Here is a 25,203-nt window from a genome sequence, read left to right on the forward strand (position 1 = left end):
TGTAATTTTATTGAGAAGAATGTAAGTAAACCAAAGGAGAAAATCGGGAATAGGGGGATACTGATGGAAAAATATTTTGAGGAAGCACATCGTTTTTGTTCTTGTAATAGAAAGCACTTAGAAAAGGATGTTATATGTGGTTGTTTCTATTGTTTAGAAATTTTCCATCCAGAAAAAATTACAGAGTGGTGGGATGATGATAACACAGCAGTTTGTCCGCATTGCGGGATTGATTCTATTATCGGAGAAAGTTCTGGATTTAAAATAAAAGAAACGTTTTTAAGTGAAATGCATAAAAGATGGTTTTAGTTAAATGAATGACAAAATCAACTTTCGTTAATGAAGAGGATACATAAAAAAGCTCGGGCTAATCCCGAGCTTTTCATTATTTCTTTTCGTCTTTCTTAGCGTCAGCTTTTTGCTCTTTGAAAAGATCTTTTAAATCTTTATCTTCAACTTTTACGTCAGCTTTTTTGATTTCTTTCATCATAAGATCGTTCATGAATTCAGCGTCTTGTGCTTTCTTCGCAACTAACTCTTTTTTCAGGTCAGCTTTTGATTGCTCGAATGATTTTTCTGGCTCTTTAATGTCTGTAACTTTAATGATGTGGTAACCGAATTGTGTTTTTACAGGTTCGCTTACTTCATCTTTTTTCAGTTTATAAGCAGCATCTTCGAATTCTTTAACCATTTTACCATGTTCGAAGAATCCTAAGTCGCCACCTTTTTCTTTTGAACCAGTATCTTCAGAGTATTGTTTCGCTAACTCTTCGAAAGATTTACCTTGTCCAAGTTCCTCTTTAACCTTTTTCGCAGTCGCTTCATCTTTTACAAGAATGTGGCTTGCTTTAACTTCAGGCTTGTAGTTATCTTTTAATTCTTTATCAGTGATTGTTTTCTCGATAGCTTTTTCTTGAGCTAATTGAGCACGCACACCAGTTTTTAAAGTTTCTTCTTTAATACCTTGTTGTTTTAATAGTGTATCGAATTGATCACCGTATTGTTTTTTCATTTCATCGAACTTTTTGTCTACTTCTTTGTCTTCAACTTTGTAGTTTTTAATAAGTACTTTTTCCATAACCATGTTGTTTAGTACTTGTTTACCAGCTTGTGTCTTCATTTGATTGTAGAACTCGTCTTTTGTAATGTCACCAGCTTTAGATGTAACGATTTTGTCTGATGATGATCCTGTTCCACATGCTGATAATGCGATTACACTTGTTGCGGCTAAGGCAAGCATAGCTTTCTTCATTCGATAAACACTCCTACTATTATGTATTTTTAATTTATCCTACACCAATGAATTTTAGTTCATAAGAGCCCGATTAAGTCTCACTGATACTTTTGCTTTGTATATTGGTAAAGCGCGCTTAACAGGGCTTACCGAGGCTGAGGATAAAGTTAAGATGCGTGTCATTTATTTCATAGTATAAGCAATATGTACAAAATTTAATATATCATATTTCGACTCGATTTCATATTGATAAAGAAAATTTAACCAGTGCGTGTCAGATTTTGAAGGTGTTCCATATTGGGCGCATGCCGCATATACAGAAAAGAGGAGGGGATGGGGATGAATTCTCAACTTATTTTATTACTTGTACTGTTTATTTTATTGGTTATAGTAGGTATAATTTGCTTATAGAGGAAAAAAGTGAGGAAGGGGCTTCCTTCCTCACTTTCCATGAAATATAATTTCTATATAACTAGAAATTAATAAAATTGTTATACATACATTAATAACCCGAAAGACACCGGGTTGGCGGCTCGCAGCTATTTGTTTTCGTTCACACAGTGTATGTGTCATGAAATTCGTGTAAAATATAACAAGAAGTGCGAATGCGACAAAAACAACTGTTATAAGTGTCATGAGGCGAGACCTCCTTTTGGTAAAATACATATACTTTATATATTGTATCATACGATATTTTGTTCGTGTTATAAAATTCAGAAATAGAAGACTTTGTGTTAGAAAGAGAGGGAGAAAATGGACGTTGTTAGAAGATTAGAACAAGCTGAATACTACGTAGACCTACTATTTAAAATGATTGATGAAGAAAAGTGTCCATTTTATTCTTTGATCATAAAGAAAAAAGCTCGTAAAAAAGATATTGAACGTATACTAAATCTTTGTGAAATATTGAACGAGCAATATGTAGTGGAGAAAGCAGAAGGGCTTCTTTTGTTCGATGCGCTGTTAGATCAATTTGAAAAAGCGCTTCCACATCAGCTCGAAGTACACGAAACTGCGGAAGCGCTAGCAAAACAAGGTTTATTTAAGCCGCTTATGAATGAATTCTTAAGCATGATTGCGAAACAATAAATAGATTACTTCTTAACTAACTTCTGATCGGATTCCGTAAAATTCTCCTCAATATTCTCTAATGATTTCTCAAAAATATCGATGAAGTCTTGTCCGTAAATGTTGCGCAAGATAGCGATAAGTTCGATATTTTCTGGGAACTTACCATAGAAATTACGAAGTGCAAGAGCCCCATTAAATACAGAGTTATTTTCAGGATCATACTCCTCCATTAAGCGAAGTAGTAATTCTTCCCCTTTGTCTGTAATCTCAATGTACGTATTTCGTTTATCATCTTCTTTTTTTGAGAATACAAGATAGCCGCGTTCTTCCAGCTTTTTCGAGAAGTTAAACGCCGTTGATACGTGCATAACTCCAAACTTAGCAATCTCAGAAATAGAAGCCCCTTTTAAATGATAAGCGATTGACAAAATATGATGCTCATTAATGTTTAAATCGTAAGGCTTAATCCACTGTTGCCAATCTTTCTCTACACATTTCCATAACGCTTTCGATAATTGAGCAATGCGTTGGCTGAAAATCATCGCTTCTTTTACCGAGTAATCTTTTTCTCCACTTTTCATTTACTCACCCACTTTAACATTCTTTTTCATTACTATCTATTATGCCAGTAAAGTAAAAATTAATAAAGTCTTTTTGTGAGAATTGTGAAAATTTTTCGGAAAAATGACATTCTATACAAATCATGCATAACTATGGAAGCGTTTTATGAGTCGTGAATACATGTGTTGTCCTTACATGTTAAGTGATAACATATATTGTAAATGCATAAAAACACGGCATATCTGTGTGATATGCCGTGTTAAGGTCGATTTATATAAAAAATATTTGTTATATGCAAAAAACTAAGCAGGAATTTGTTTACGCCTTTTCCGGAACAGCTTCTTGTAGTTTCTCAATTGATTTTTGAATGTCCAAAATCTCTTTCTCAATATGGCGTTTGTTTTGAGAAATGTCTTGCTTCCAGTTAGAAATCGTATCGTGCATATCGTCTTTTAATTCTTGAAACACTTCTTTACCTTCTGAAGCAGTTTCAACGATTTGACGTTTTAATAATTTTGTATCAGCTGTAATATCAGCTAAAGTCTTTTTAATATCATTTCCTTTTTCTTTTAACTTACCGCGCATAGCTTTGCCAGAAGAAGGAGTAGAGAAAAGAACGGCTAGTCCAGCAACTGCTCCGCCGCAAATGACACCTGTAATAAAGGATTTAGCTTTTGACATAAAAGGAAACCTCCTTATTTTTTGTTCGTATTCATGATGTGAAAAAATATGCATATCTTTAAGATAAGGGAAAGAAAATTGTGCGGTGCACGTTCCCTGGCATCTTGAGTGAAGAAACAAGCCTTGCAATATTTAATCACGTTAGGAAAGTGGCTTGTTATGTATTACTTCTTATTATAGTGTCACTATTTCACACTATTTGCAATTGTACTTGCGATGTTCTGTAAATTTTCCATTGTGTATTCATTTTGATGTGATTTCCAAACAGCACCGAAACCATCGTTTTCACCGTAGCGTGGAATTAAATGAAGGTGGAAGTGGAACACAGTTTGTCCAGCTTTTTCACCGTTATTGTTAAGTAGGTTAAAGCCAACTGGGTTAAACTCTGCTTTAATCGCATTTGCGATTTTCGGAACGACAGAAAAAATGTGTGATGCGATTTCTGGCGTTAATGCAAAAATGTCTTGTTTGTGAACTTTTGGAATAACAAGGGTATGTCCTTTTGTTACTTGACTAATATCTAAAAATGCAAGCACATGTTCATCTTCGTATACTTTTGAGCAAGGGATTTGCCCGTCAATAATTTTACAAAAAATACAATTATCTGCTGTATGATTCATTGATCTCATCCTTTCAAGTAGCCTTAGCCGTATTTTACCATAATTATATAAGAGAACAAACACGAAAAACAGGAAGCTGACTCAGCTTCCTGTTTTCTGAAGAGGGATTGAAAAAGCATTATCGTAATTTACGTTTCGCAGACACCTCATTTATTTAAGAAATGCACGGTAAATCGGCTAAAGTTTCTGCCGTAGACACCCCATTTTCAAGTGAAATGAATTGCAATCTTTATAAAAGGAAATTGTTTATTTTTTAAAACAGTATATGCTCTTTCGGAGACACCCCGTTTCGAAAATGAAACAAATGATCTGGTTATGTGTAAATTTCTTTGTCCAACATGGACACCCCATTTCATGATGACTTAACTATGTTGTTGTACTCATCAATTGGTGGTCGCTTTTTCAATGTGTTCCTTCTTCACTAATTATGATGTCCGCTTTCGTAAAAATATATGCTAACAAATTTAAAATTTTTTTAAGACATCGATACTATGTAGTACAGCGCCATTTTTGGTAAGATGAATATAGAATGAATACTAATGAAGAAAGTGGTGTCGTATGAGCGAGTTATTGCGTGTAGAAAATGTTACAGGAGGATATACGAAACGACCTGTACTAAAAGATGTTTCGTTCTCTGTTAATAAAGGCGAACTTGTCGGCTTAATCGGTTTAAATGGAGCGGGTAAAAGTACGACGATTAAACATATTATCGGTTTAATGGAACCGAAAAAAGGAACTGTCACAATTAATGGGAAAACAATTCGTGACGATATGACAGCGTACCGTTCTAGTTTTTCGTTCATCCCAGAAACACCAGTATTATATGATGAGCTAACGCTAGAAGAACATTTGAAGCTAACAGCGATGGCGTACGGTGTCGATGAAAAACAATATGAAGAACGTGTAGGACAACTATTACAAGAATTTCGTATGAAAAATCGTTTAAAATGGTTTCCGTCTCATTTCTCAAAAGGGATGAAACAAAAGGTAATGATTATGAGTGCGTTTTTAGTGGAGCCATCTCTTTACATTGTGGACGAACCTTTCGTTGGGCTTGATCCGTTAGCGATTCAATCACTCCTTCAAATGATGGATCAAATGAAAAAGAGCGGCGCGGGCATTTTAATGAGTACACATATTTTAGCGACAGCAGAGCGTTATTGTGATTCGTTCATTATTCTGCATCAAGGTGAAGTAAGAGCGAAGGGAACATTAGCTGAACTACAATCACAGTTTAATATGCCGGGTGCAACGTTAGATGATATTTATATTGCATTAACAAAGGAAGAAGATTATGAATAGCACAGCATTATGGAAAGAACGATTTCGTCACTTTCTAAAAGAAGTTCGTACATATAGTAAATACGTATTTAACGATCATTTAAAATTTATTTTCGTATTCATTATCGGCGCAGGAGCGTACTATTACCAGCAATGGTTACAAACGTTAACACCTTCATTTCCGGCGGCGCTCGTTATGGCAGTGTTGCTTGGTCTCGTATTAACGGCCGGATCTATTCAAACGTTATTAAAAGAAGCAGATCTCGTTTACTTGCTGCCAGTTGAAGAAAAGTTAAAACCTTACTTCACAAAGGCATTTCTCTTTACGTTTATGATTCAGTTATACATAATCGCAATCGTAGCGGCAGCGCTTGCCCCGTTATACTTCCAGCAAATGAAACAAACAGGAGCGGCTTACATATGGATTGTACTCGCGTTTGTCATTGTAAAAGCGTGGAACTTATTTGTAGCGTGGGAAAAGTCATTTTTAACAGATCAAAATATACAAAGAGCAGATTGGTTCATTCGTTTTATTTTAAACGGCTTATTTGTGTACTGCCTTGTAGAGCGTACTTCCGTTATGTTTATTGGCGGAATCGTCCTTCTCATGATGTTATACCTTGTAGTACTGCATCAAATGGTGAAGGGAAAGCCGCTAAACTGGGAGTATTTAATTTCTGAAGAAGGTAAGAAGATGATGCTGCTGTATCGCATAGCGAATATGTTCGTTGATGTACCGGCATTAAAAGAAAGAGTAGCACGGAGAAAATGGCTCGATTTCATTCTTTCGATGATTGGTGAAAAACGTACCTATTTATACTTATATACGAGAACGTTTTTACGATCTGGTAACTATTTCGGCTTGTATGTGCGCCTGCTCGCTCTTGGAGGAGTTATTCTTTACTTCATTCCGTTTTTATATGGACGATTTATCGTAAGCCTTATCTTCCTATACTTAATCGGTTATCAGCTCTTAACTTTATGGAAGCATCACCGCATGAAGATTTGGCTTGATTTGTATCCGGTCGGGGGAGAAGAGAAGAAGAAAGATTTTCTTACTTTATTAAATGCAATCCTTATTATCGGTAGCGTGATATTTACAGTTATATTCGCCCTTGCGACGAAAGATTTCATGATGACGGGCATTTTATTAGTCGTAAGCATAGTATTTAGTATCGGTTTCGTTTATCAATACGGGGCGAAACGTATTGAGCGTTTAAATTGAAGGGAATGAACCTATGATTACATACGAAGAGAAGGTTATAAAAGAATTGGAGCAGTGGAAAGCTACATTCATGAAAGATTCTTCTATGATGACACGGTTCTCTAAGAAAGTGCAGACGAAAGTACAACAGCTTATTCCGGCGAAAGTGCAAAAAGTATTAACAGAAACGATTCGGATGATGGTGCAAACGATTAGTGCCGGATCAAACTTTATAAAGCCGAAATTAAAAGAGACGAACTGGTCATTGCAAAGAAGAGACGACGAAGTACGTAAAAAAATGGATGAGTACAAAAAAATAGCAGCGGCAGAAGGAGCGGGGACGGGAGCAGGCGGTATTCTCCTTGGCCTTGCTGACTTTCCGCTTTTACTCGGCATTAAAATTAAATTTTTATTCGATGCAGCAACATTGTACGGATTTGATACGAGCGACAAAGAAGAGCGCCTTTTTATCCTTCACGTTTTCCAACTTGCCTTTTCAAGTGACGACCACCGAAAAGAAATATGGAAAGCCATCGAAACGTGGGATACAGAAGAAGAAAACCATATGGACTGGGAAAAGTTCCAAACAGAGTACCGAGACTATATCGATTTAGCAAAAATGCTTCAGCTCGTACCAATAATCGGTGCCCCGGTCGGCGCGTATGCGAACTATCAATTACTGCAAAGACTTGGGGAAGTAACGATGAATTGTTATCGTATGCGATTGCTGAATAGGAATTAAAAAGAAAGCATCCTAAATGTGTGATTTAGGATGCTTTTTTGTTTTAATGATTAATGCATCAAAAGAAGAAGGTATAATTCAGATTGTCTTTTCAGTGTTTTAGGCTGAAATTAGTAGTGGAGGTAGTTGACATGTAATAAGGTAATTATGACTCTAGATGATCTAATTCCCATCCAACAACTGAATAATTTTAACGTTTAATAATTGAAACAAAGAAATTTCTGTTTTTCTGGTCTTTTACATGACCAGAAACTCGAATCATACCACCACTAGCGGCAGGTTTAATATCAACTTTAGTCACTATAACATCAATATTTTCTTTTTTCTTCATATGTTCTATGGCAGCTGTAGCAGCTTTTTCTTTTTCTATATTTCTATCATGCATAATTTTTAGTGTACATCCTATAGTTAAAGTTATAATTGTGATCATGATTAAAATTATGATGTTTTTCTTTTTTAATTCCCTCATACAATCCCTCCTGGAATTATCTTGTAATTAATACTATAAATTATTTTTAAGGAGAGGGAAATATAAGTAATACGGTTAGTGGTGAATTTCTTGTTCGTTTATCAAGAATAAGTTTGGAATCATAAAGAAACTTGGGAAGCTATTGAAATACCTAGTTCTGTATCATTACATAATTTTATAAATAGTTGCATCAAAATAAATTGTTATTGCTTTTCGGAGTTTGCTTTATGATGCGGACACATTTGATGTACTAGGTGTCCTTACGTTTTTTAATAGTTTGTATGTTTCTCGACTGTACTTAAGGGATGCAAAAAACACTTATAGATACAATCTATGAGTGTTTTTGGTGGTATGGGTTTATTTAGGCGTTCATTATAATCTTATCTCGCCCCAAATTCGTCTGGAGCACAGAAGTTAGGTGGGGACGAACAAAACCCCCACTGATAAAAATTTTACTTTATTCGTCGCCCCAATATGCAACTTCATAATTTTGGGATTTATTTATTACAACGTAAAGTTTTTTTTGGTTATTGTTTTTATCATACCCTCTAACTCTAATAAAGCCCGCAAGTTCTAATTGTTGAATTTTTACATCGGTTACCACAAAATCTATTTTTTTCTTTTTTCATAGTTTCTATTGCAACTTCAGCAGCCTTTTCTTTTGCAGCATTTTGGTCATGAATAAACTTTGCTATATAACCTATGATTAACATCATAATTATTACGGATAATAATATGAAAATATTTTGTTTCTTATTGAGAATCATCTAAATTCCAACCCATGATAGAATAATTTTGTTTTTTGCTTACTGTGACATAAAACTTTCTTTTTTTATCATTTTCCGCATATCCTCTAACCTCAATAACCCCCCCTTGAAAAGCGGATTTAATATCGACTTTAGTTACTATAACATCTATATTTTCTTTTGTTTTTATATGTTGTATAGCAGCTTCAGCAGCTCTTTCTTTTGTTATATTTCTATCGTGAATAAAGGATGCAGTACAGCCTATGGCAAAAATTATAACTGTTACAATGATTAAAATTATAATCCTTTTCTTTTTTGATTGATCCATATGTATCTCCTGAAATTTCTTTATATTATTTTTTATAAAGAAATAATATAAAACAAATCGTGAACTAATCGTATTTTAGTTCGAAATTTTTGGTGGTTGAAATGGTACTGATATGATAGTTATTAGCGTATTCAACTGCAACACTAAATTCTTTGTTTTTGTCATCCGTTACATAACCAGATATAAAAATTGTTTGAAGATCATTTGGAGTGAATTTATGTTTAGTAATAGTTACATCTACGTTTTCCTCCTCCTTGAAGTATTTAAGAGTTTCTTCTTTAGCCTTATTAACGATTTGTTGTTCCTTATTTTATTATTTTAATATCCATATTTATCCTCCAATGATGGCATCTTGATTATATAAAATATCGTGATAGAAGGAATGTTTTTAGTGAAAAAAGCACTCACTTTTTCTGATAACCGGTGCTTTTTATTTCTTATAAAGAACATTCTTGAATTAAAGAAAAAACTTAAATAATTATGTTGACGTGAAACTATTAAATTTAGTGTTTAAAATTCAAATTATTAGACGCTGAAATAGAACCAATATGATAATCATTAGCGTATTGGACTGAAGCGGTAAACTTTTTACTTTTGTCATTTGTTACATAACCTGAGATAAGGATAGTTTGAAAATCTTTTTGTCCAAATTTATGATCAGTGATTGTTACATCTAAGCCCTCTGTTTCTTTAAAATATTTAATAGTTACCTCTTCTGCCTTTGTTACTATTTCTTTTTCTTCATTTGTTTTATTATTCATACTGCATCCTCCTAAAAGCATAAGTGTAAGAATAATGAATAATCTTATACTATATTTTTTCACGAATAATCACTCCATTAATAGTGCGTTATATTCCTTTTCACTAAATTTTATATTCACTGAACATTGTGGGGTAGGGTTATAAAGAAAAGCATTCTAAATTACCCGGGTACTTAGTTTTTAAGCTCTAAATTTTTTGAATGAGACATGGAGCTTATATGATATTCTCCGCCACCATATTCTACATCCGCAGAAAAAGTTTTACTTTTGTCATCTTTAACATGTCCATTTATAAAAACTGTTTGAAAATCATTGGGAGTGTTAGTATTTTAATTTTAAACTTTTACTTTTAGAAATTGAACCTATCGTGTATTTATCTCGGCTATATTGAATAGTTATATTAAATGTTTTGTCTCTATCATCTTTGACATGACCAGAAATATAAATGGATTGTAAGTCTTTAGGACCAAACTCATGTCCAGTAATTACTACGTCCAAATCTTGCTTTTCCTTAAAGTATGTAATGGTTGTCGCTTTTGCTTCTTTTACTACTTGTTCTTCTTTGTTTTTTTGATCCATCGTACATCCCCCTAAAGTACTTAAAATAAATATAAATAATAAACAAAAGCTAAATTTTTTAATAGTAATATCCATATTTATCCTCCGTAAATGTTATCTTAATTATAAGAATATATCAAATGTTGTAGGAGAAAAATGTTTTGAGTAATAAAAATGAAGTTTTAGATTCTACTTTTTATCAATTAGCAGACACTACGTAGGAATCTGATAAATATATTGAAGAAGTTGTTATTACCAATAAAGATGGTCGAAGTTTACAAGTATAGGAAAAAGGAGGAACATTCCACGATAAATCGGAATGGACGCAGCGGTCTTTGAACGAGATATAAATGGGTAAAAGCAAGTTATGGTAGATTTCCGAGGAACAGAAGGGGATAAAATTATAGAGAAAAACTCTTTAGGCATTTCGATGAAGCCAGGGAAGGTATGAAGGATTTAAAAACAGATACAAATTATTTTGTTAAGAAAGAAATTCATATGCTAAAGTATTTTACGCAAAAAAGACACCTTAAGGTGTCTTCAATAGACTTGGTAACCAAACTCTATATATTATATTAATCTTAAATATTATTAAATTTTTTTAGATTTATTATTAATAATTTAATTTAAAGTTTTCAGAACGAGATATAGAACCGACCCTATATTCCCCATCACCAAATTCTACATCTACTGAGAATTCTTTACTTTTATCATCTTTAACATAACCATCTATAAATACAGTTTGAAAATCATTTGGAGGAAAGCTATGCCCTGTAATTACTACATCTAAATTATGTTTTTCTTTAAAATATTGAATGGTTGTTTCTTCTGCTCTATTAACGATTTGTTGTTCCTCATTTTTTTGATCTATAGTGCATCCTCCTAAAAGGATAAGTGTAAAAATAAAGAATAATCTTATACCGTATTTTTTCATGAATAATCACTCCATAAATGTTGCGTTATATTTCTCTTCACTAAATTTTATATCCACAGAACATTGTGTGGTGGGGGATAAAGAAAGGGGTCTTTAAAAGAGTGCCTTTTCTTTATTATTTTAAATGTAAATTTTCACTTGTAGAGATAGAACCTATTGTATATTCATCTCCACCGTATTCTATTGTAATATTAAATGTTTTGCTTGCATCATTTTTTATATAGCCGGAGATAAAGATACCTTGTAAATCACTTGGAGCAAATCTATAATCAGTGATTACTACATCTAAGTCTTGTTTTTCTTTGAAGTATTGGATTGTCCTTTCTTGTGCCTTTTCAACTATTTGTTGTTCAGTATTTTTTTGATCTATCGTACATCCTCCTAAAAGGATAAGTGTGAAAGTAAAGAATAATCTTATAGCATATTTTTTCACGAATAATCACTCCATGAATTTTGCGTTATATTCCTCTTAACTAAATTGTATATCCACAGAATATGGTGTGGCTGGGTATAAAGAAACGGGACTCTAAAGTAAAAAGGTTATTAGTTTTTAAGCTCTAAATTTTTGGTGGTTGAAATAGCGCCGATATGATAATTATTTGCGTATCCAACTGAAGCAGTAAATTCTTTAGTTTTATCATTAGTCACATAGCCTGATATAGAGATAGTTTGAAAGTCTTTTGGTCCAAATTCATGATCAGTAATTGATACATCTAAGCCCTCTGTCTTTTTGAAATATTGAATGGTTTCTTCTGTTGCTTTATTAATGATTTCTTCCTCGGTATTATTTTCATTATTACAGCCTCCTAAGGTAGTAATAATGAAAATGAAAACTAAATAAAAAAACAATCTTTTATGCAACATAATTCTCCTCCAATCATTGGTTCCTAAATTAGGGATATATCAAATGTTGCAGAAGAGAAACTTTAAAATGTTTTAATAGGTTCAAATCAATCTAGGTTTTTAAGAATTATTTGAGGGGCTCCTTTTGAAAATAAAAATAGACACCTTATTGTTAGGTGCCCAAAAGTTTGATACATTGCTTCTAAATTTTTAACGTTAGAAGTTGAGCTTATTGAATATTGATCTCATCCTTTATATACATATGAAATAATTAGAATTAATATAAATTCCCAACAAAAATATATTGTATTTTTATATTAATTTCACTCATCATAACTAATACTTTCAACCTTATATTTATCTTTATAATTTATATCTGCAGCTATTTTACGATTTGGATTATTGGTTACATGACCCGATACAAAAATTACTCCAAAATCTGCAGGGCCGAATTCGACTTTTGTCACTGTAACATCTAGTTTTTTATCCTCTTTAAAATGTTGGATTGCGATCTTTGTTGCTTTTTCTTTTAATGCTATTTCTTCATCATTTTTTTGTTTGTTCATATACATCAACCCTCCAATAAAAAGTATTATTATAATTACTATTAACAAAAATCCCTTTTTTTTAAAAAAAATCACCCTCTTCTAATAATAAACTATTTATTATAGGGGTAAAAGAATGAAAGAAAGTGCAGTTTTAGATCAAACTTATTATGATTTGGCAAAGGGAGCTTGTAGGAATAATTTAGGTGAAAATTATGAGATAAAGGATTATATAGATCAAAAAAAGTTTTACAGACATGAAAAGTAGGAGAAACATTCCACGATAAACCGGAATGGGCGCAGTAGTCTTTTTATTAGATGTGAATGGGGAAAAGCAAGTTATGGTAGCTTTCCGAGGAACAGAAGGGGATAAAATTATAAAGAAAAACTCTTTAGGCGTTCCGATGAAGCTAGGGAAGGTATGAGGGATTTAAAAACAGATACAAATCATTTTGTTAATAAAAAAATTTATATGCTAAAATATTTTACGTAAAAAAGACACTCTAGTGAGTGTCTAATAATTATTCTTTTAATTTTAGATTTTTAGAGTATGATCTAGAACTTATATTATACTCTCCACCCCCATATTCTACACCTACTCCAAACGTTTTGCTTTCATCTCCTTTAACATGTCCATCTATAAAAACAGTTTGAAAATCATTGGGGGAGAACTCATGTCCTGTAATTACTACATCTAGCTCCTCTCTTTCTTTAAAATATTTAATGGTTATCTCTTCTGCCTTTGCTACTATTTCTTTTTCTTCATTTGTTTTATTATTCATACTGCATCCCCCTAAAAGTATAAGTGTAAGGATAATGAATAATCTTATACCATATTTTTTCAATCAAAATCCCTCCATTAATGTTATTCTATATTTAGAATATATTAAATTATCTGGGAGGGGAAATGTTTTGAATGAAAATGATAAAGTTTTAGATTCTAGTTATTATCAAATGTCAAGGTTTGCTTATCGTGGTGATGAGAAGTTAGGAAACAGTATTGAGGTCACCGACAACAAAGGTAATCCTTTACAAAAATGGGAAGTAAGCGAGACGTTCCACGACAAACAAACCGGAATGGATGCAGTAGCCTTTGAACGAGATGTCGATGGGAAAAAGCAAGTTATGGTAGCTTTCCGAGGAACAGAAGGGGACAAAATTATAGAGAAAAACTCTTTAGGCATTCCGATGAAGCCAGGGGAAGGTATGAAGGATTTAAAAACGGATACTAATCATTTTGTATTACGAGAAGGTGTTCATGAACCAGCAGCACCTCCTGTAGCAGGGACTGAGAATGAAGGTTCAAAGAAATATTGGAATGAAGAGAATCAGCGCTGGGAAACACATAATCAATTCGAACAAGCTGAAAGGGTCATGAAACAAGTAACGGATACATACAAGGACAGGGATGATGTGGAGATATATACGACGGGTCATTCGTTAGGGGGAGCTTTAGCGGAATATGCAGCGGCATCTAATGATAATGTAAGATGTATGTCATGGAATGCGCCGAGTGCAAAACATTTGTTACCGCCTGATTTACAAGAAAGAGCAAATAATGGTGAGTTTAATAATAGAATTGTAAGTGTTGTTCACGGAAATGATTCAATTGGCTATGGACCATTTGGTGCATATGAAAGTCATATAGGCTCTACTTATGCGGTAACCCCACCAATTTCGAAAGAAGAAATGTCAAAGCTATCATTACAGCAAAAGCTTGGGATGGATGTTACTCGATTTTTGAATTCGATAAGTGGCCCTGGTTATCATTATCAAACAGATCAGAACTTCCGGTTTGGAGAGAATGGGTCTTTATCCAATAAATACTTGTTAAATGTAGACACGAATGAAAGAGTTTATGATTCACCAGGCGCGTTATTAGGCGGGGGAGAAATTCGTGTAGTGGTAGAGAATTTAGAACAAGCCGTAAGAGATATGAAGCGAAACGCACAAGAATTTCAAGATAGAGTACCGAGGTTAATTTCTAATATGATGACACTATTAGAAACGGCTGAAAGTAGACGAGTAGAAGCTAAAGTAAATAATATACGTGCACATGTAGAGCATTTAAGTTTTTGGTACATACGAACAGCAACGGAAATTTCAGATTTTATTGAGAAGAAAGCCGATGATTATAAGAAGACGGATCAACAATATTAAGGGAGAAGATTAGGATGCCGAGAATTTACTTAAATGAAGAAGCATTGAACCAAGCTTTACAACAATTTGACCATATGATTCAAGACTTAAATCATAATAAAAGAGTTGTAAGTAATGTACATAATTTACTCTTATCAAGCTGGTCGCAACTTGGAGTGGGGAAGAAGGCTATTAGCGATTTAGAATCTTTTAAAAAAGATATCGAAAGAAGGATGGAAGAATTAGAGTCTGATAAAAGAGAGTTAAAGGGTGCGATTGATTTATTAAAAGCGTTAGATCAAAGTTATGATTACATGGGGCCTAAATATTAAATTACAAGAAGCACTCACAAAGGTGCTTTTTGTAGTTTAACTGGATTAAAGGTTATTGTAGTCATTATTAAGGAATATGATCCTAGATCCATAATGTAGATTGAAAAGTAATATACAGTTTTGAATCAAACTTGCAAACGATGATTTTTTATTTTACAATTTATTTACCGACCGGTAAGTAAAAATAAGTGAGGTACAGTATGACAAAGAATTTACAAACATCGCAAAACATTGTAGAGGCATCATTTAAACTCATGGCAGAGCACGGCATTGAGAAGATGAGCCTTTCCATGATTGCGAAAGAGGTAGGTATTTCAAAACCGGCTATTTATTATCATTTTTCTTCTAAAGAAGCGTTAGTCGATTTTTTATTTGAAGAAATTTTCTCTGGGTATCATTTCGTGAGTTATTTCGATAAAGAACAATATAAGAAAGAAAACTTTGCAGAAAAGTTAATTGCTGATGGTTTACATATGCTCTCTGAGTATGAAGGGCAAGAAGGAATATTACGCGTTATAAATGAATTTATCGTAACTGCATCGCGAAATGAAAAGTATCAGAAACGCTTATTTGAAATACAAGAAGATTTCTTAAATGGTTTCCACGATTTATTGAAGAAAGGTGTAGAACTTGACGTTGTGTCACAACAGGCAACGGAAGAAAATGCTCATACGTTAGCGCTCGTAATCGATAATATGAGTAATTACATGTTAATGGGGTTCCAGTTAAAGTATAAAGAAATTTGGATTCGAAATGTGAAAAACGTCTTGAAGGAGGAATAAAAGTGAAAATGCAAAAAAACTGGTGGCTCGGTTTTCTCGGATTTATTGGGATTTATAAAATTCCAGGTATGATTGAAGCTTTTCAAGCAGATGGAAGTTGGATGAAGTTAATTGGCTTCATTTGGCTACTTTGGTTCGGATATTTTATTCCTGAGAAGAAAGAAGATTGAATTTCAATTTTATGTAAAGTTATGTAAAATATAGATTGAGAGTATTCGTATATTAGATTACTAGATTTGGAGTGGTTACATGGATCCATTGAAAAATGAAATTAACCCTGACATGGTCAAGGTGTGGAAAGTTCGTGCTGTAATTGAAGAAGGAATCGGTATTCTCGTCATTTTAGCTTACCTTTTCCTCATGATAAAGTTTGATTGGTGGGCGTGGATTTTGTATGTAATGATTGGGCTAACAGTTGTGTTCGCACCATTTTCGTACTTTTTATTCCCGAAACTACGTCAACGTTATTACAGTTATCAATTAAATGAAGAAGAACTTGAAATTCAGCACGGTCTTTTCGTCGTAAAGCGCGTATTAGTACCGATGATTCGTGTACAGCACGTGACGATTGAACAAGGTCCAATTATGAGAAAATATGGATTAGCAGAATTACACATTTCAACAGCGGCAACTTCTCACAGCATCCCAGGCTTAACGATGTATGAAGCAGAAATGTTGAAAACGAAAATCGCACAATTAGCGAAAGTGAGTGATGAGGATGTATAAGAGGCAGCATCCGATCACGATGTTATTAGAATTAAAAATAACAGATTTTATACCACTCATTATTTTCATGTTTAGTTTAAATGGAAAATTCCCGTTTTGGTATTTAATCCCCGCTGCATTCGGTTTACTCACCGTTTTTTCAGCATTTGAAAAATGGTATTACACAACATATTGGGTCGAAAATAACGTATTACACGTAAAACAAGGGCTCTTTGTGAAGAAGGAGAGCTACTTAAATAAAGAGCGTGTTCAAACGATTAATACAAGTTCTAACGTGCTATATCAAATGCTTGGCTTAAAAAAGATTCAAATCGAAACAGCAGGGGGAGGCGACGATGCAGAAGTAAGCTTAGCTGGTATTACAGTAGAAGAAGCAACAGAGCTTATTGCAATGCTAAATGATCCAACTCCAGAAGTGAAAGCAGAAGAAACATCAGAAGAAGTAGTAGAAAAAGAAATCGTAACAGAAGAAAAACAAGCGACTGAATATAAATTAACTTGGAAAGAAATTTTGCTAGCGTCTGTTACATCTGGTCAGTTTGGACTATTATTCTCATTAATCTTTTTCGTGTATCACCAAGTAGATGAGTACATCCCGAAATGGATAGAGAATGGCGTCAAGTCGTATGTAATGGAACATGATATATATGGCTGGATTTTCATGATAGCTATTTTGATTGTCCTTTCATGGATTATATCGACAATCGGTTATGCGCTAAAACATGGAGATTTCACAGTGAATCGAAGAAATGATGAAGTCCGCATTTCGCAAGGATTACTTGAGAAAAAAGAACTCGTCCTAAAATTGCACCGCATTCAAGGTATTACGATAAAAGAAAGTATTTTACGTCAGCCATTCGGTTATTGTGCTGTACAAGTAGAAGTGATTCAAAGTAAAGGACTGGGTGACGAGAAAGAAAAAGTTACACTGCATCCTATCATTCGAAAAGATCGCGTACAACAGTTACTCGCACATTTACAACTACCATATGAACTGAATACAAACATTATTTCACTACCAAAAGCAGCATTACGCCGCTATCTCATTGATAGTTTCATCTTTTTCGCAATGCTAGCAATCCCGCTTATTGGAATAAGTATATACTTTGAAAAGCACTTCATCATGTGGGCATTAATTCCGCTCGCGATTCTCATCTTTACACTTGGATACGCAACATTTAAAACAAATGGTTACAGTGTAAACGGAGAGCAAATTACGCTTGTATATCGCAGCGTCGGCAAATATACAGGGCTTGTTAGAAGAAGGCACGTCCAATCAATGGAAAAGACACAATCCTATTTCCAGCGCCGTGCAAATCTATGTACGTACAAATTCTCTAACGCATCATCGAATTATAAATTAGAGCATACGAGAGTAGAAGATGCGGAGAGAATGCAGGATTGGTATAAGAAGAGAATGAGTGAGAATTAACTTGAAAAAGCTTGCCTATTATGAAAGGCAGGCTTTTTTTATTATAGGAAAATGAGTGACTTAATTCATATATTAGTAAAGCTACAGCGCACATATATCAATACATATCAAAAAAAGGTAGTATGCTTCTATTTCAGGAAAATCTGTGGAATTTTTGATATAAATGGTATACTAATATAGAAAAAGTATTAGGAGGCTATATATGATAAGTCAGTTAAAAAGAGAAGCACTTGATGCATTAAAAGGAAAATGGGGATTAGCGGTAGGGGCAACCTTATTAGTCGGAATCCTTATTGGAGCTGTTGAAATTTTAACTACAGGTATTTTCTCGATATTTTGGGGTTGGGAAGAAGCAAATGAGTCACTTACAGTAACTATTATTGCAATGTTTATTATCGGGCCGTTAACAGTAGGTGCTTCTTATTTTGTTTTAAATGTAATTCGCGGGACTAATGCTCGTATTGGTCATATATTTAGATGGTTTAACGATGGAAGTAAGTTTATGAAATCGTTTTCAACATATTTACTAATGAATGTGTACTTGGTTCTATGGACATTACTTCTTATTATTCCAGGTATTATTAAATCATTTTCTTATTCTATGACATATTTTATTTTGAATGATCATCCAGAATATACAGCGAATCAAGCGATTACTGAAAGCCGTCGTATGATGAATGGACATAAAATGGATTACTTTTTACTATGCTTAAGTTTCTTAGGTTGGTTCATTTTAAGTATTCTTACTTTAGGAATCGGTTTCTTATGGTTAGTACCTTATTTCTACACGACATCAGCTGCATTTTATGAAGAGATTTCAAAAGAATATTATAAAAAAGAAGACACTACTTTCTAATAACCACCTATCCCCTAAAGAATATAGGGCACAGATAGTTTAGATGTTCTGTTTATGGGGAGCACTTCAGGATAAGGTATCGGTTTTTATATAAAAATTCTGCCCTCTATGTTTTAGGATAGAGGGCTATTTTTTCATGTGAAAATAATGAATAATATATGTGAAACAAAAAAGCGAGGTGAATGAGAGTGAGCAAGTTTTTAATTCCGTATTCATTTTCTATATTAAGTTTCTTTATTTCAGTAACGGCACTTGATTTATATGATAGGATAGGAAAAAATGATGAGATGACTTCGCCAAACATAATTGGAAAGATAATTCAATCTACTGCGCAAATGGGAGTCCTTACATTATATTTCGGAGTACCTATCATTTTAGGTGGCTGTCTACTTGGGGAATTATTGTTTAGAGGTATCATTTTACGATTTAAACTAAGCTATATTATATCTTTATTATTATATTTACTTTTAGCTTGTAGTATTGTTTCAGTAACAGTTGGGATTCCAACTACATATGAAGATTCTAATATTTTTTTCATGGGAATAACTATGATTTGCGCTGTTACATTCTTTGTGGGCCGGAATATATCGGAAAAAACAAGTTAATAATGGAGTGACAGAATGAAATACACTTGTCCGTGCTGCGGGTATAGAACAATAGAAGAAGAACCACCAGGTACATATGAAATTTGTAATATATGTTATTGGGAAGATGATGAGGTTCAGTTTAACGATCCTGACTTTGAAGGCGGGGCGAATGAGGTCTCGTTAAGACAAGCACAGAAAAATTTCATTACATTGGGTGCTTGCGAGGAATGTTTTGTGCAATCAGTTAGAAAGCCAAATAGTGAAGATGTGAAGGACGCTAGTTGGAAGCAAATTTAGTAAGTAAAATGTTATTACTCAATTTATCAGGAGTAATAACATTTTTTTATGCAATGATGAAAGAATTAACGTCGTCTTATAAGATAAAAGATTAAAGATGATATAGTAATAGGAAGGCCAGTATCCAGAAAAGCTTCTAAATAAAAGGATAGAAAATCTCTTTTGTTAAACCACATAAAGAGTAAATGATTGTAAGAAATACCCAACAATATAAATAAAGGGATTCCAATTTTTAATTCGTGACTTCCTTTTATTTTTCTATAACAAAATTCACCTAATAAACAACCGATAAGAACAGGAATGCTTCCAAAAATTGAAAACATAATAATAGATACCCAAATCGGTCCCCAGGAGTCAGCATAATTTGGAACTAGTGTATACTGTAAAACGTTCACAATGACAGAAAAAACCAGTAAGCATATTAAATAACTAATAGAAAATTTTTTCAATGGAATCATCCTTATAAAAGTTCACTTTATTTTTATGAACATATAAACCTCTTTGAATTATAGATTAAATATATAAGGATAATCAATTTGTATGCATTTCATGTTTATGGATATATTTTCAACGAATATAAATGTATAGATGTATAGTCAATTGTGAGTGTTTGATGTTATCATATTGAATGATATGGAAATTTTTAATAGAAGAAGCAACGAACAATTCAAAGGTAATGAAGCCTTTGTTGTATAAAGAAAATATTTATTATTACTCAGCGATATTAAAAATAAGATACGTATTTATATAAATTTAGTAGAAATGGGGGTTTTAAAAAGGAATGAGTATAAGTATAACAAGGCAGAAAATTTTAGCAGCCGCTTCTCAAATTGTGCAATGTAAAGGGGTTGCTAAGTTAACTTTAGAAGCGGTAGCAAAAGAGGCGGGGATAAGTAAAGGTGGATTGCTGTATCACTATTCAACTAAAGAAGCTTTAATAGAGGGTATGATACTCAAAGGGACGGAGGAGTATCAAGACGCTATTCACAATAAAGTAGCGGAGGACTTAGAGAAGAAAGGAAGGTGGGTACGTTCTTTTGTAGAGGAAAGATTAAGTAATGAGGGAAGAGTAGAAGAGCTGGGTAGTAGTATGATGGCAGCATTAATGCTAAAGCCTGAATTACTTGAACCGTTACAACAATCATTTCAGCAACTGCAAAATAAAATAGAAAATGATGAGATAGATTCAGTTTGTGCCACAATTATTAGATTAGCGGCAGATGGATTATGGTATTCGGAATATTTAGGGGTTGGAAGACTAAGCCCCGAATTAAGAGAAAAAGTGATTCAAGCTCTTATTTGTAGTTCGTATAAATAGAATATATTAACTATATAATGTAAAATAATTCACCATTGCTTATTTAATGCACTGGTGAATTATTTTTTTTATTAGAAAAATAGAACAATTTTATAGAGTATTGAATTATAACCGTCCAGACGGTATAGTAATATTTGGTTTAAGAGGAAAATGAAACAAAAAAAGAATAAAAAATATTTTTAGCACACTATTCGAAAGGATAGGCCGCAAAGCTTAGAGTCTACGGTAATACATATTGGTTACTAAGATCGTCTGGTTGCACATTTTTGATGCAACCGGACGGTCTTTTTTTGTTATATAAATATAAAAAATAGGAGGGAATTATGCAAATGAAAAGTACTAAAAGGCATATTTCGATGGTTTCATTAGTTTTTCTAGTATTATTTTCAGTGCTAAATGTGTGGGCTCCAGTTATTCAAGCCGCTGTGATAAAAAATCCAGTGGACGAGATTAATATTTCCCGTACTGATGGTACAACGTCTGAACCATATCAAGCCTCAGATGGCATGAAAGTAGAAGTGAAGTGGTCAGCTAAAGAAAAAATAAAAAGTGGAGATCAATTCACAATTGATATGCCAAAAGAATTCAGAAAAGATCTTATGAATATGAGTTTTCCTTTAAAAGATGCTGAAGGAAAAACAGTTGGTACATGTGAGATGAAAAAGGGTCTATTGACATGTACTATGGGTGATTACGTAGAAGGAAAGAATAACGTTAAAGGTTCTTTATTCGTAGAATTCTACTTTGGGCTAGAAGCATATGATGGTGTCAAAGAAATTCCATTAGAATTTAACGTTGATGGTCAAATCGTTAATAAAGAAGTAAGTGTAAATAATACGACAGAGAGACCGAAGCCACAGCCCAATACAGATAATCTATTGAAATGGGGTTCTTATAATCAGGAAGATCCTTCAATTGCAGACTGGATGGTATATGTAAATGCAACTGGAACAGAAATGCAAGATCTTAAATTAACAGACACATTAGGACCTGGGCATGAATTAATTACAAATAGCTTAGTATTAGAAGAGGCTGTATTTGAAGATGGCTATGCACCAACAAATATTAAGCCAGCAGATTTATCTAAAATTAAAATTAATGCAACGAAAACTGGATTTACAATTGAATTTCCAGACAGCTCAAAAGGTTATATTTTAAGATATAAAACAAAGATTACCAATCCCGCTGCAAAGCCTCATAAAAATACAGTGAAATTAGAAGGCAAAAATATTAAAACTGAAGAAAAAGTAGGAGAAGTATTCGTAAGTGGTGGGGGAGGAACTGGTTCAGGCGACGATCATCCACCTAGTATTGAAAAGAATATAGTTGATGAGAGTGGTAAGCTTGTAGAGAATCAGCAGTTAGCGCAAATGGATCAACCTATTCAATATCAAGTTGGTACACATATACCAAACGATCCTCCTAAATACACATCTATGGTAATTAGTGATGATTTAGAAGATGTATTAGAAGTATTAGAGGCAAAAGTGTATGATCAAAATGGCCAAGATATTACTTCTAAAGGAACACTAAAGATAGATAAACAAAAAAGTGAAGTAACATTTACGTTCGGTGAGAGTTTTGACTATAAGTCATATGAAGACCAGATAATTAACCTTAGTATTAAGGCGAAAATTAAAGCTAATGCAGACTTATCTTCTTACGTAGATAAGAAGGTTCCTAATAAGGCAGAATTACATTTTGATGATAAAACATTAACATCGAAAGAAGTAAATGTTACACCGCCTGAAGCTCCAAAAGAAGGTACAGTATCGATTCATAAAATAGATGCTGAGAATCCGAACAAAGGGTTAAAAGGTGCCGAATTTGAAGTTCGAAATAGTGCAAATGAAGTTGTTGCAAAACTGATAACGGACGAAAACGGCTTTTCAGTACCTCAAACTTTAGCTCCTGGGACGTATAAAGTTTATGAAAAAGTAGCACCTGAGGGATATCAAAAATTAACAAGTCCGGTAGAGGTTACACTTCAAGCTGGAGAAACAAAAGCAATTGAAATTAAAAATACTTTGCAAAAGGGTCAAATTGAATTAAAGAAAATTGATTCAGAAAATGGTGAAAAACCATTAGCAAATGCAGAGTTTGATATAGTAAAAGACGGTGTAGTAGTTGAGCATATTATTACAGATAAAGATGGTAAGGCAATTTCTAAACCGTTAGCGCCAGGAAAATATATTTTAAAAGAAACGAAAGCGCCTGAAGGATACCAATTAAAAGAAACAGAATTCGAAGTAAATGTAACAGGGGACGGTATATTCCCGATAACAGTAGAAAATGCAATGACAGACAAAGGTAATGTAGAAATTACAAAGGTGGACAAAGAAAACGGTTCAGTATTAGCGGGTGTCGAATTTGAAGTCCAAGATGAGAAAGGTGAAGTAGTAAGAAAAGTAACGACGGATAAAGAAGGAAAGGCAAACGTTTCAGATCTTTCAGTAGGAAAGTACAAATTAGTAGAGACGAAAAGCTTACCAGGTTACAAGAAACTAACAGAGCCAGTATCGTTTGAAATTACAAAAGGTATGACGAAAGTCCTATCATTAAAAGTAGAGAATGAACAGTTAGAAAACGGTTCAGTAGAAATTACAAAAGTAGATAAAGATAGCCAGAAAGCATTAAAAGGCGTAGTTTTCGAAGTACGAGATGAAAAAGATAAAGTAGTCAAAGAGGTAACAACAGATAAAGAAGGAAAAGCAAACGTTTCAGATCTTTCAGTAGGAAAGTACAAATTAGTAGAGACGAAAAGCTTACCAGGTTATAAGAAACTAACAGAGCCAGTGTCATTTGAAATTACAAAAGGTATGACGAAAGTCCTATTATTAAAAGTAGAGAATGAACAGTTAGATAAAGGTTCAGTAGAAATCACAAAAGTAGATAAAGACAGCCAGAAAGCATTAAAAGGCGTAGTCTTCGAAGTACGAGATGAAAAAGATAAAGTAGTAAAAGAAGTAACAACAGATAAAGATGGAAAAGCAACAATTGATGATTTATCAGTAGGAAAGTATAAATTAGTAGAAAAAGAAAGTTTACCAGGTTATAAGAAATTAATAGAGCCGGTATCGTTTGAAATTACAAAAGGCATGACCGAGGTCTTATCATTAAAAATAGAAAATGAAATGGTAGATACGGGAAATATAGAGATAACAAAGATAGATAAAGATAATAAAGCACCGTTGGTGGGAGTAACGTTCGTTGTCCAAGATGAGAAAGGTAACGAAGTTAAAAAAGTAACGACAGATAAAGAAGGAAAAGCAAATGTTTCAGATTTATCAGTAGGAAAGTATGAATTAGTAGAGGTAGAAAGTTTACCAGGTTATAAAAAGCTAGAAAAACCAGTATCATTTGAAATCAAAAAAGGCATGACCGAAGTTCTATCATTAAAAGTAGAAAATGAAATGGTGGATACAGGGAATGTAGAGATAACAAAAATAGATAAAGATAGTAAAGCACCATTAGAAAATGTTGTATTTGAAGTACGTGATTTAAAAGGTAAAGTAGTTGCAAAAGTAACAACGGATAAAGAAGGAAAAGCAAATGTTTCAGATTTATCTATTGGGAAGTATGAGTTGGTGGAGGTAGGAACACCAGCAGGATACAAACCACTTGAAAAACCAATTTTATTCGAAATTGAAAAGGGTAGAGTAACAGCGTTAAAGCTAACAGTCGAAAATGAATTAGTGGATACAGGAAATGTAGAAATTACAAAAGTAGACAAAGAAAATAAAGATGCTTTAGCTGATGCAGTATTTGATATTCAAGATGAAGCAGGACAAGTAGTCGCTAAAATAACGACAGATAAAAAAGGACAAGCAAAAGTTACTAATTTATCAGTTGGAACATATAAGTTAGTAGAAGTGAAAGCACCAAAAGGATATAAGCAATTAGTAGATCCGATTACTTTCCAAATTGAAAAAGGCATGACAAAATCTCTTGCTTTAACAGTCGAAAATGAAATGTTAGACAAGGGTAATGTAGAAGTTACAAAAGTGGATAAAGACAGTCAAAAAGCATTAGAAGGCGTAGTCTTCGAAGTGCAAGATGAGCAAGGAAAAGTAGTAACGAAAGTAACGACAGACAAGGATGGAAAAGCAACCGTTTCAGGTTTATCCATAGGAACATATAAGTTAGTAGAGGTAGA

At 33.4% G+C, this 25,203-nt stretch carries 33 protein-coding genes, 4 pseudogenes and 1 riboswitch; of the genes and pseudogenes, 20 read left to right on the plus strand and 17 right to left on the minus strand.

What is annotated here, in order from left to right; translation table 11 throughout:
- Positions 1 to 63 precede the first annotated feature (63 nt).
- Positions 64 to 309, plus strand: coding sequence for a cytoplasmic protein (locus tag JDS99_RS12365; RefSeq protein ID WP_087985646.1), 246 nt, complete (start codon positions 64 to 66; stop codon positions 307 to 309).
- 76 nt (positions 310 to 385) lie between these two features.
- On the opposite strand, the gene prsA is transcribed toward JDS99_RS12365, so the two are convergent.
- Positions 386 to 1,252: a peptidylprolyl isomerase PrsA gene (prsA, locus tag JDS99_RS12370; RefSeq protein WP_088062326.1), complete on the minus strand. Its 867-nt coding sequence runs from the start codon at positions 1,250 to 1,252 to the stop codon at positions 386 to 388.
- Positions 1,253 to 1,531: 279 nt separating this feature from the next.
- Here prsA and JDS99_RS32580 point away from each other — a divergent pair, with 279 nt between their 5' ends.
- Entirely contained in the window at positions 1,532 to 1,645 is a 114-nt protein-coding gene (locus JDS99_RS32580) for a hypothetical protein (RefSeq protein ID WP_002007073.1), read from the plus strand.
- Between the two features lie 30 nt (positions 1,646 to 1,675).
- Here JDS99_RS32580 and JDS99_RS12375 read toward each other — a convergent pair whose 3' ends face one another.
- The gene (locus JDS99_RS12375) at positions 1,676 to 1,870 is read right to left on the minus strand and encodes a hypothetical protein (protein ID WP_000172690.1); all 195 of its coding nucleotides are present in this window, start codon (positions 1,868 to 1,870) and stop codon (positions 1,676 to 1,678) included.
- Positions 1,871 to 1,987: 117 nt separating this feature from the next.
- On the opposite strand from JDS99_RS12375, the gene JDS99_RS12380 reads away from it, so the two are divergent.
- Positions 1,988 to 2,323 (plus strand): DUF1878 family protein, encoded by a 336-nt coding sequence (locus tag JDS99_RS12380; RefSeq protein WP_000383652.1) that lies wholly within the window; start codon positions 1,988 to 1,990, stop codon positions 2,321 to 2,323.
- A 5-nt stretch (positions 2,324 to 2,328) separates the two neighbouring features.
- Here JDS99_RS12380 and JDS99_RS12385 read toward each other — a convergent pair whose 3' ends face one another.
- The 3 genes from JDS99_RS12385 to JDS99_RS12395 all read right to left on the minus strand — a co-directional run bounded on the left by JDS99_RS12385 (position 2,329) and on the right by JDS99_RS12395 (position 4,167).
- The gene (locus JDS99_RS12385; protein WP_000834920.1) at positions 2,329 to 2,886 is read right to left on the minus strand and encodes an HTH-type transcriptional regulator Hpr; all 558 of its coding nucleotides are present in this window, start codon (positions 2,884 to 2,886) and stop codon (positions 2,329 to 2,331) included.
- A gap of 298 nt (positions 2,887 to 3,184) precedes the next feature.
- Entirely contained in the window at positions 3,185 to 3,547 is a 363-nt protein-coding gene (locus tag JDS99_RS12390) for a YtxH domain-containing protein (RefSeq protein ID WP_087985644.1), read from the minus strand.
- Positions 3,548 to 3,732: 185 nt separating this feature from the next.
- The gene (locus JDS99_RS12395) at positions 3,733 to 4,167 is read right to left on the minus strand and encodes an HIT family protein (protein WP_001016840.1); all 435 of its coding nucleotides are present in this window, start codon (positions 4,165 to 4,167) and stop codon (positions 3,733 to 3,735) included.
- Positions 4,168 to 4,725: 558 nt separating this feature from the next.
- On the opposite strand from JDS99_RS12395, the gene ecsA reads away from it, so the two are divergent.
- From ecsA to ecsC, 3 genes are read left to right on the plus strand one after another with little or no spacing between them, the layout of a single operon-like run.
- On the plus strand, positions 4,726 to 5,469 hold the full coding sequence (gene ecsA / locus JDS99_RS12400; RefSeq protein WP_053565078.1) for an ABC transporter ATP-binding protein EcsA: 744 nt from the start codon (positions 4,726 to 4,728) through the stop codon (positions 5,467 to 5,469).
- Positions 5,462 to 6,673: an ABC transporter permease EcsB gene (gene ecsB, locus JDS99_RS12405; RefSeq protein ID WP_098133217.1), complete on the plus strand. Its 1,212-nt coding sequence runs from the start codon at positions 5,462 to 5,464 to the stop codon at positions 6,671 to 6,673. The genes ecsA and ecsB overlap by 8 nt, the downstream gene beginning before the upstream one ends.
- 13 nt (positions 6,674 to 6,686) lie before the next feature.
- A complete protein-coding gene (gene ecsC / locus JDS99_RS12410; RefSeq protein ID WP_000634127.1) occupies positions 6,687 to 7,394 on the plus strand; it encodes an ecs operon protein EcsC in 708 nt (235 codons plus the stop codon).
- A gap of 190 nt (positions 7,395 to 7,584) precedes the next feature.
- Here ecsC and JDS99_RS12415 read toward each other — a convergent pair whose 3' ends face one another.
- From JDS99_RS12415 to JDS99_RS12435, 6 genes and pseudogenes are all read right to left on the minus strand, one after another.
- The gene (locus tag JDS99_RS12415) at positions 7,585 to 7,863 is read right to left on the minus strand and encodes a hypothetical protein (protein ID WP_088062331.1); all 279 of its coding nucleotides are present in this window, start codon (positions 7,861 to 7,863) and stop codon (positions 7,585 to 7,587) included.
- Between the two features lie 554 nt (positions 7,864 to 8,417).
- Positions 8,418 to 8,630, minus strand: coding sequence for a hypothetical protein (locus tag JDS99_RS12420; protein ID WP_223270639.1), 213 nt, complete (start codon positions 8,628 to 8,630; stop codon positions 8,418 to 8,420).
- Positions 8,617 to 8,937, minus strand: coding sequence for a hypothetical protein (locus JDS99_RS12425; protein ID WP_088062333.1), 321 nt, complete (start codon positions 8,935 to 8,937; stop codon positions 8,617 to 8,619). Before JDS99_RS12425 ends, JDS99_RS12420 begins: the two co-directional genes overlap by 14 nt.
- A gap of 64 nt (positions 8,938 to 9,001) precedes the next feature.
- Positions 9,002 to 9,247, minus strand: a pseudogene (locus tag JDS99_RS32000) (DUF1433 domain-containing protein); the annotation flags it as partial.
- 193 nt (positions 9,248 to 9,440) lie between these two features.
- The gene (locus JDS99_RS12430) at positions 9,441 to 9,761 is read right to left on the minus strand and encodes a DUF1433 domain-containing protein (protein WP_345943228.1); all 321 of its coding nucleotides are present in this window, start codon (positions 9,759 to 9,761) and stop codon (positions 9,441 to 9,443) included.
- Positions 9,762 to 10,019: 258 nt separating this feature from the next.
- Positions 10,020 to 10,277 carry a hypothetical protein gene (locus JDS99_RS12435; RefSeq protein ID WP_097890520.1) on the minus strand — a complete coding sequence of 86 codons (258 nt, stop codon included), beginning with the start codon at positions 10,275 to 10,277 and terminating at the stop codon, positions 10,020 to 10,022.
- Positions 10,278 to 10,552: 275 nt separating this feature from the next.
- On the opposite strand from JDS99_RS12435, the pseudogene JDS99_RS32760 reads away from it, so the two are divergent.
- Positions 10,553 to 10,748 (plus strand): annotated as a pseudogene (locus JDS99_RS32760) (lipase family protein); the annotation flags it as partial.
- A 121-nt stretch (positions 10,749 to 10,869) separates the two neighbouring features.
- Here JDS99_RS32760 and JDS99_RS12440 read toward each other — a convergent pair.
- The 4 genes from JDS99_RS12440 to JDS99_RS12455 form a co-directional block, all read right to left on the minus strand.
- On the minus strand, positions 10,870 to 11,190 hold the full coding sequence (locus tag JDS99_RS12440) for a hypothetical protein (protein ID WP_097890518.1): 321 nt from the start codon (positions 11,188 to 11,190) through the stop codon (positions 10,870 to 10,872).
- A gap of 115 nt (positions 11,191 to 11,305) precedes the next feature.
- Positions 11,306 to 11,623, minus strand: a complete 318-nt coding sequence (locus JDS99_RS12445) for a hypothetical protein (protein ID WP_199695142.1) — start codon at positions 11,621 to 11,623, stop codon at positions 11,306 to 11,308.
- Between the two features lie 110 nt (positions 11,624 to 11,733).
- Entirely contained in the window at positions 11,734 to 12,054 is a 321-nt protein-coding gene (locus JDS99_RS12450; protein ID WP_199695143.1) for a DUF1433 domain-containing protein, read from the minus strand.
- A 302-nt stretch (positions 12,055 to 12,356) separates the two neighbouring features.
- The gene (locus JDS99_RS12455; RefSeq protein WP_242475729.1) at positions 12,357 to 12,599 is read right to left on the minus strand and encodes a hypothetical protein; all 243 of its coding nucleotides are present in this window, start codon (positions 12,597 to 12,599) and stop codon (positions 12,357 to 12,359) included.
- A 115-nt stretch (positions 12,600 to 12,714) separates the two neighbouring features.
- Here JDS99_RS12455 and JDS99_RS32370 point away from each other — a divergent pair, with 115 nt between their 5' ends.
- Both JDS99_RS32370 and JDS99_RS32010 read left to right on the plus strand, forming a co-directional pair.
- Complete coding sequence (locus tag JDS99_RS32370; RefSeq protein WP_255543204.1) at positions 12,715 to 12,846, plus strand: hypothetical protein; 132 nt, start codon at positions 12,715 to 12,717, stop codon at positions 12,844 to 12,846.
- Positions 12,843 to 13,035, plus strand: a pseudogene (locus JDS99_RS32010) (lipase family protein); the annotation flags it as partial. The gene JDS99_RS32370 and the pseudogene JDS99_RS32010, both read left to right, overlap by 4 nt.
- 64 nt (positions 13,036 to 13,099) lie before the next feature.
- Here JDS99_RS32010 and JDS99_RS12465 read toward each other — a convergent pair.
- Positions 13,100 to 13,423, minus strand: a complete 324-nt coding sequence (locus JDS99_RS12465; protein ID WP_176546175.1) for a hypothetical protein — start codon at positions 13,421 to 13,423, stop codon at positions 13,100 to 13,102.
- 67 nt (positions 13,424 to 13,490) lie between these two features.
- On the opposite strand from JDS99_RS12465, the gene JDS99_RS12470 reads away from it, so the two are divergent.
- From JDS99_RS12470 to JDS99_RS12510, 9 genes and pseudogenes are all read left to right on the plus strand, one after another.
- A complete protein-coding gene (locus tag JDS99_RS12470) occupies positions 13,491 to 14,738 on the plus strand; it encodes a lipase family protein (RefSeq protein ID WP_199695145.1) in 1,248 nt (415 codons plus the stop codon).
- 14 nt (positions 14,739 to 14,752) lie between these two features.
- A complete protein-coding gene (locus JDS99_RS12475) occupies positions 14,753 to 15,049 on the plus strand; it encodes a hypothetical protein (RefSeq protein ID WP_001137435.1) in 297 nt (98 codons plus the stop codon).
- 200 nt (positions 15,050 to 15,249) lie between these two features.
- A complete protein-coding gene (locus JDS99_RS12480) occupies positions 15,250 to 15,831 on the plus strand; it encodes a TetR/AcrR family transcriptional regulator (protein WP_088610599.1) in 582 nt (193 codons plus the stop codon).
- A 2-nt stretch (positions 15,832 to 15,833) separates the two neighbouring features.
- The gene (locus tag JDS99_RS12485; protein ID WP_000783808.1) at positions 15,834 to 16,001 is read left to right on the plus strand and encodes a hypothetical protein; all 168 of its coding nucleotides are present in this window, start codon (positions 15,834 to 15,836) and stop codon (positions 15,999 to 16,001) included.
- A gap of 79 nt (positions 16,002 to 16,080) precedes the next feature.
- On the plus strand, positions 16,081 to 16,557 hold the full coding sequence (locus tag JDS99_RS12490) for a PH domain-containing protein (protein WP_088610598.1): 477 nt from the start codon (positions 16,081 to 16,083) through the stop codon (positions 16,555 to 16,557).
- Positions 16,550 to 17,989: a PH domain-containing protein gene (locus JDS99_RS12495; RefSeq protein ID WP_088610597.1), complete on the plus strand. Its 1,440-nt coding sequence runs from the start codon at positions 16,550 to 16,552 to the stop codon at positions 17,987 to 17,989. The genes JDS99_RS12490 and JDS99_RS12495 overlap by 8 nt, the downstream gene beginning before the upstream one ends.
- Before the next feature lie 202 nt (positions 17,990 to 18,191).
- A complete protein-coding gene (locus JDS99_RS12500) occupies positions 18,192 to 18,845 on the plus strand; it encodes a DUF975 family protein (protein WP_088610413.1) in 654 nt (217 codons plus the stop codon).
- Between the two features lie 182 nt (positions 18,846 to 19,027).
- Positions 19,028 to 19,469 (plus strand): annotated as a pseudogene (locus JDS99_RS12505) (hypothetical protein).
- On the plus strand, positions 19,466 to 19,729 hold the full coding sequence (locus JDS99_RS12510) for a CPCC family cysteine-rich protein (protein WP_199695146.1): 264 nt from the start codon (positions 19,466 to 19,468) through the stop codon (positions 19,727 to 19,729). Before JDS99_RS12505 ends, JDS99_RS12510 begins: the two are co-directional and overlap by 4 nt.
- Positions 19,730 to 19,794: 65 nt before the next feature.
- On the opposite strand, the gene JDS99_RS12515 is transcribed toward JDS99_RS12510, so the two are convergent.
- Positions 19,795 to 20,178 carry a hypothetical protein gene (locus tag JDS99_RS12515; RefSeq protein ID WP_199695147.1) on the minus strand — a complete coding sequence of 128 codons (384 nt, stop codon included), beginning with the start codon at positions 20,176 to 20,178 and terminating at the stop codon, positions 19,795 to 19,797.
- Between the two features lie 332 nt (positions 20,179 to 20,510).
- On the opposite strand from JDS99_RS12515, the gene JDS99_RS12520 reads away from it, so the two are divergent.
- Together JDS99_RS12520 and JDS99_RS12525 are read left to right on the plus strand one after the other, a co-directional pair.
- On the plus strand, positions 20,511 to 21,047 hold the full coding sequence (locus JDS99_RS12520; protein ID WP_199695148.1) for a TetR/AcrR family transcriptional regulator: 537 nt from the start codon (positions 20,511 to 20,513) through the stop codon (positions 21,045 to 21,047).
- Between the two features lie 171 nt (positions 21,048 to 21,218).
- A riboswitch (cyclic di-GMP riboswitch) is annotated at positions 21,219 to 21,311 on the plus strand.
- Positions 21,312 to 21,370: 59 nt separating this feature from the next.
- Positions 21,371 to 25,203, plus strand: a 3,833-nt coding sequence (locus JDS99_RS12525; protein ID WP_199695149.1) for a SpaA isopeptide-forming pilin-related protein, incomplete at its 3' end; no start/stop codon positions are given.

It is taken from the genome of Bacillus cereus group sp. N6, from assembly GCF_016483705.1.
GTDB lineage: Bacteria > Bacillota > Bacilli > Bacillales > Bacillaceae_G > Bacillus_A > Bacillus_A wiedmannii.

Excerpts from the sequence above, each read along its gene's own strand:
- JDS99_RS12365 (WP_087985646.1), top strand. The coding sequence starts at position 64 with ATGGAAAAATATTTTGAGGAAGCACATCGTTTTTGTTCTTGTAATAGA.
- prsA (WP_088062326.1), bottom strand. The coding sequence starts at position 1,252 with ATGAAGAAAGCTATGCTTGCCTTAGCCGCAACAAGTGTAATCGCATTA.
- JDS99_RS12375 (WP_000172690.1), bottom strand. The coding sequence starts at position 1,870 with ATGACACTTATAACAGTTGTTTTTGTCGCATTCGCACTTCTTGTTATA.
- JDS99_RS12380 (WP_000383652.1), top strand. The coding sequence starts at position 1,988 with ATGGACGTTGTTAGAAGATTAGAACAAGCTGAATACTACGTAGACCTA.
- JDS99_RS12385 (WP_000834920.1), bottom strand. The coding sequence starts at position 2,886 with ATGAAAAGTGGAGAAAAAGATTACTCGGTAAAAGAAGCGATGATTTTC.
- JDS99_RS12390 (WP_087985644.1), bottom strand. The coding sequence starts at position 3,547 with ATGTCAAAAGCTAAATCCTTTATTACAGGTGTCATTTGCGGCGGAGCA.
- JDS99_RS12395 (WP_001016840.1), bottom strand. The coding sequence starts at position 4,167 with ATGAATCATACAGCAGATAATTGTATTTTTTGTAAAATTATTGACGGG.
- ecsA (WP_053565078.1), top strand. The coding sequence starts at position 4,726 with ATGAGCGAGTTATTGCGTGTAGAAAATGTTACAGGAGGATATACGAAA.
- ecsB (WP_098133217.1), top strand. The coding sequence starts at position 5,462 with ATGAATAGCACAGCATTATGGAAAGAACGATTTCGTCACTTTCTAAAA.
- ecsC (WP_000634127.1), top strand. The coding sequence starts at position 6,687 with ATGATTACATACGAAGAGAAGGTTATAAAAGAATTGGAGCAGTGGAAA.
- JDS99_RS12415 (WP_088062331.1), bottom strand. The coding sequence starts at position 7,863 with ATGAGGGAATTAAAAAAGAAAAACATCATAATTTTAATCATGATCACA.
- JDS99_RS12420 (WP_223270639.1), bottom strand. The coding sequence starts at position 8,630 with ATGATTCTCAATAAGAAACAAAATATTTTCATATTATTATCCGTAATA.
- JDS99_RS12425 (WP_088062333.1), bottom strand. The coding sequence starts at position 8,937 with ATGGATCAATCAAAAAAGAAAAGGATTATAATTTTAATCATTGTAACA.
- JDS99_RS12435 (WP_097890520.1), bottom strand. The coding sequence starts at position 10,277 with ATGGATCAAAAAAACAAAGAAGAACAAGTAGTAAAAGAAGCAAAAGCG.
- JDS99_RS12440 (WP_097890518.1), bottom strand. The coding sequence starts at position 11,190 with ATGAAAAAATACGGTATAAGATTATTCTTTATTTTTACACTTATCCTT.
- JDS99_RS12450 (WP_199695143.1), bottom strand. The coding sequence starts at position 12,054 with ATGTTGCATAAAAGATTGTTTTTTTATTTAGTTTTCATTTTCATTATT.
- JDS99_RS12455 (WP_242475729.1), bottom strand. The coding sequence starts at position 12,599 with ATGAACAAACAAAAAAATGATGAAGAAATAGCATTAAAAGAAAAAGCA.
- JDS99_RS32370 (WP_255543204.1), top strand. The coding sequence starts at position 12,715 with ATGAAAGAAAGTGCAGTTTTAGATCAAACTTATTATGATTTGGCAAAG.
- JDS99_RS12475 (WP_001137435.1), top strand. The coding sequence starts at position 14,753 with ATGCCGAGAATTTACTTAAATGAAGAAGCATTGAACCAAGCTTTACAA.
- JDS99_RS12480 (WP_088610599.1), top strand. The coding sequence starts at position 15,250 with ATGACAAAGAATTTACAAACATCGCAAAACATTGTAGAGGCATCATTT.
- JDS99_RS12490 (WP_088610598.1), top strand. The coding sequence starts at position 16,081 with ATGGATCCATTGAAAAATGAAATTAACCCTGACATGGTCAAGGTGTGG.
- JDS99_RS12495 (WP_088610597.1), top strand. The coding sequence starts at position 16,550 with ATGTATAAGAGGCAGCATCCGATCACGATGTTATTAGAATTAAAAATA.
- JDS99_RS12500 (WP_088610413.1), top strand. The coding sequence starts at position 18,192 with ATGATAAGTCAGTTAAAAAGAGAAGCACTTGATGCATTAAAAGGAAAA.
- JDS99_RS12510 (WP_199695146.1), top strand. The coding sequence starts at position 19,466 with ATGAAATACACTTGTCCGTGCTGCGGGTATAGAACAATAGAAGAAGAA.
- JDS99_RS12520 (WP_199695148.1), top strand. The coding sequence starts at position 20,511 with ATGAGTATAAGTATAACAAGGCAGAAAATTTTAGCAGCCGCTTCTCAA.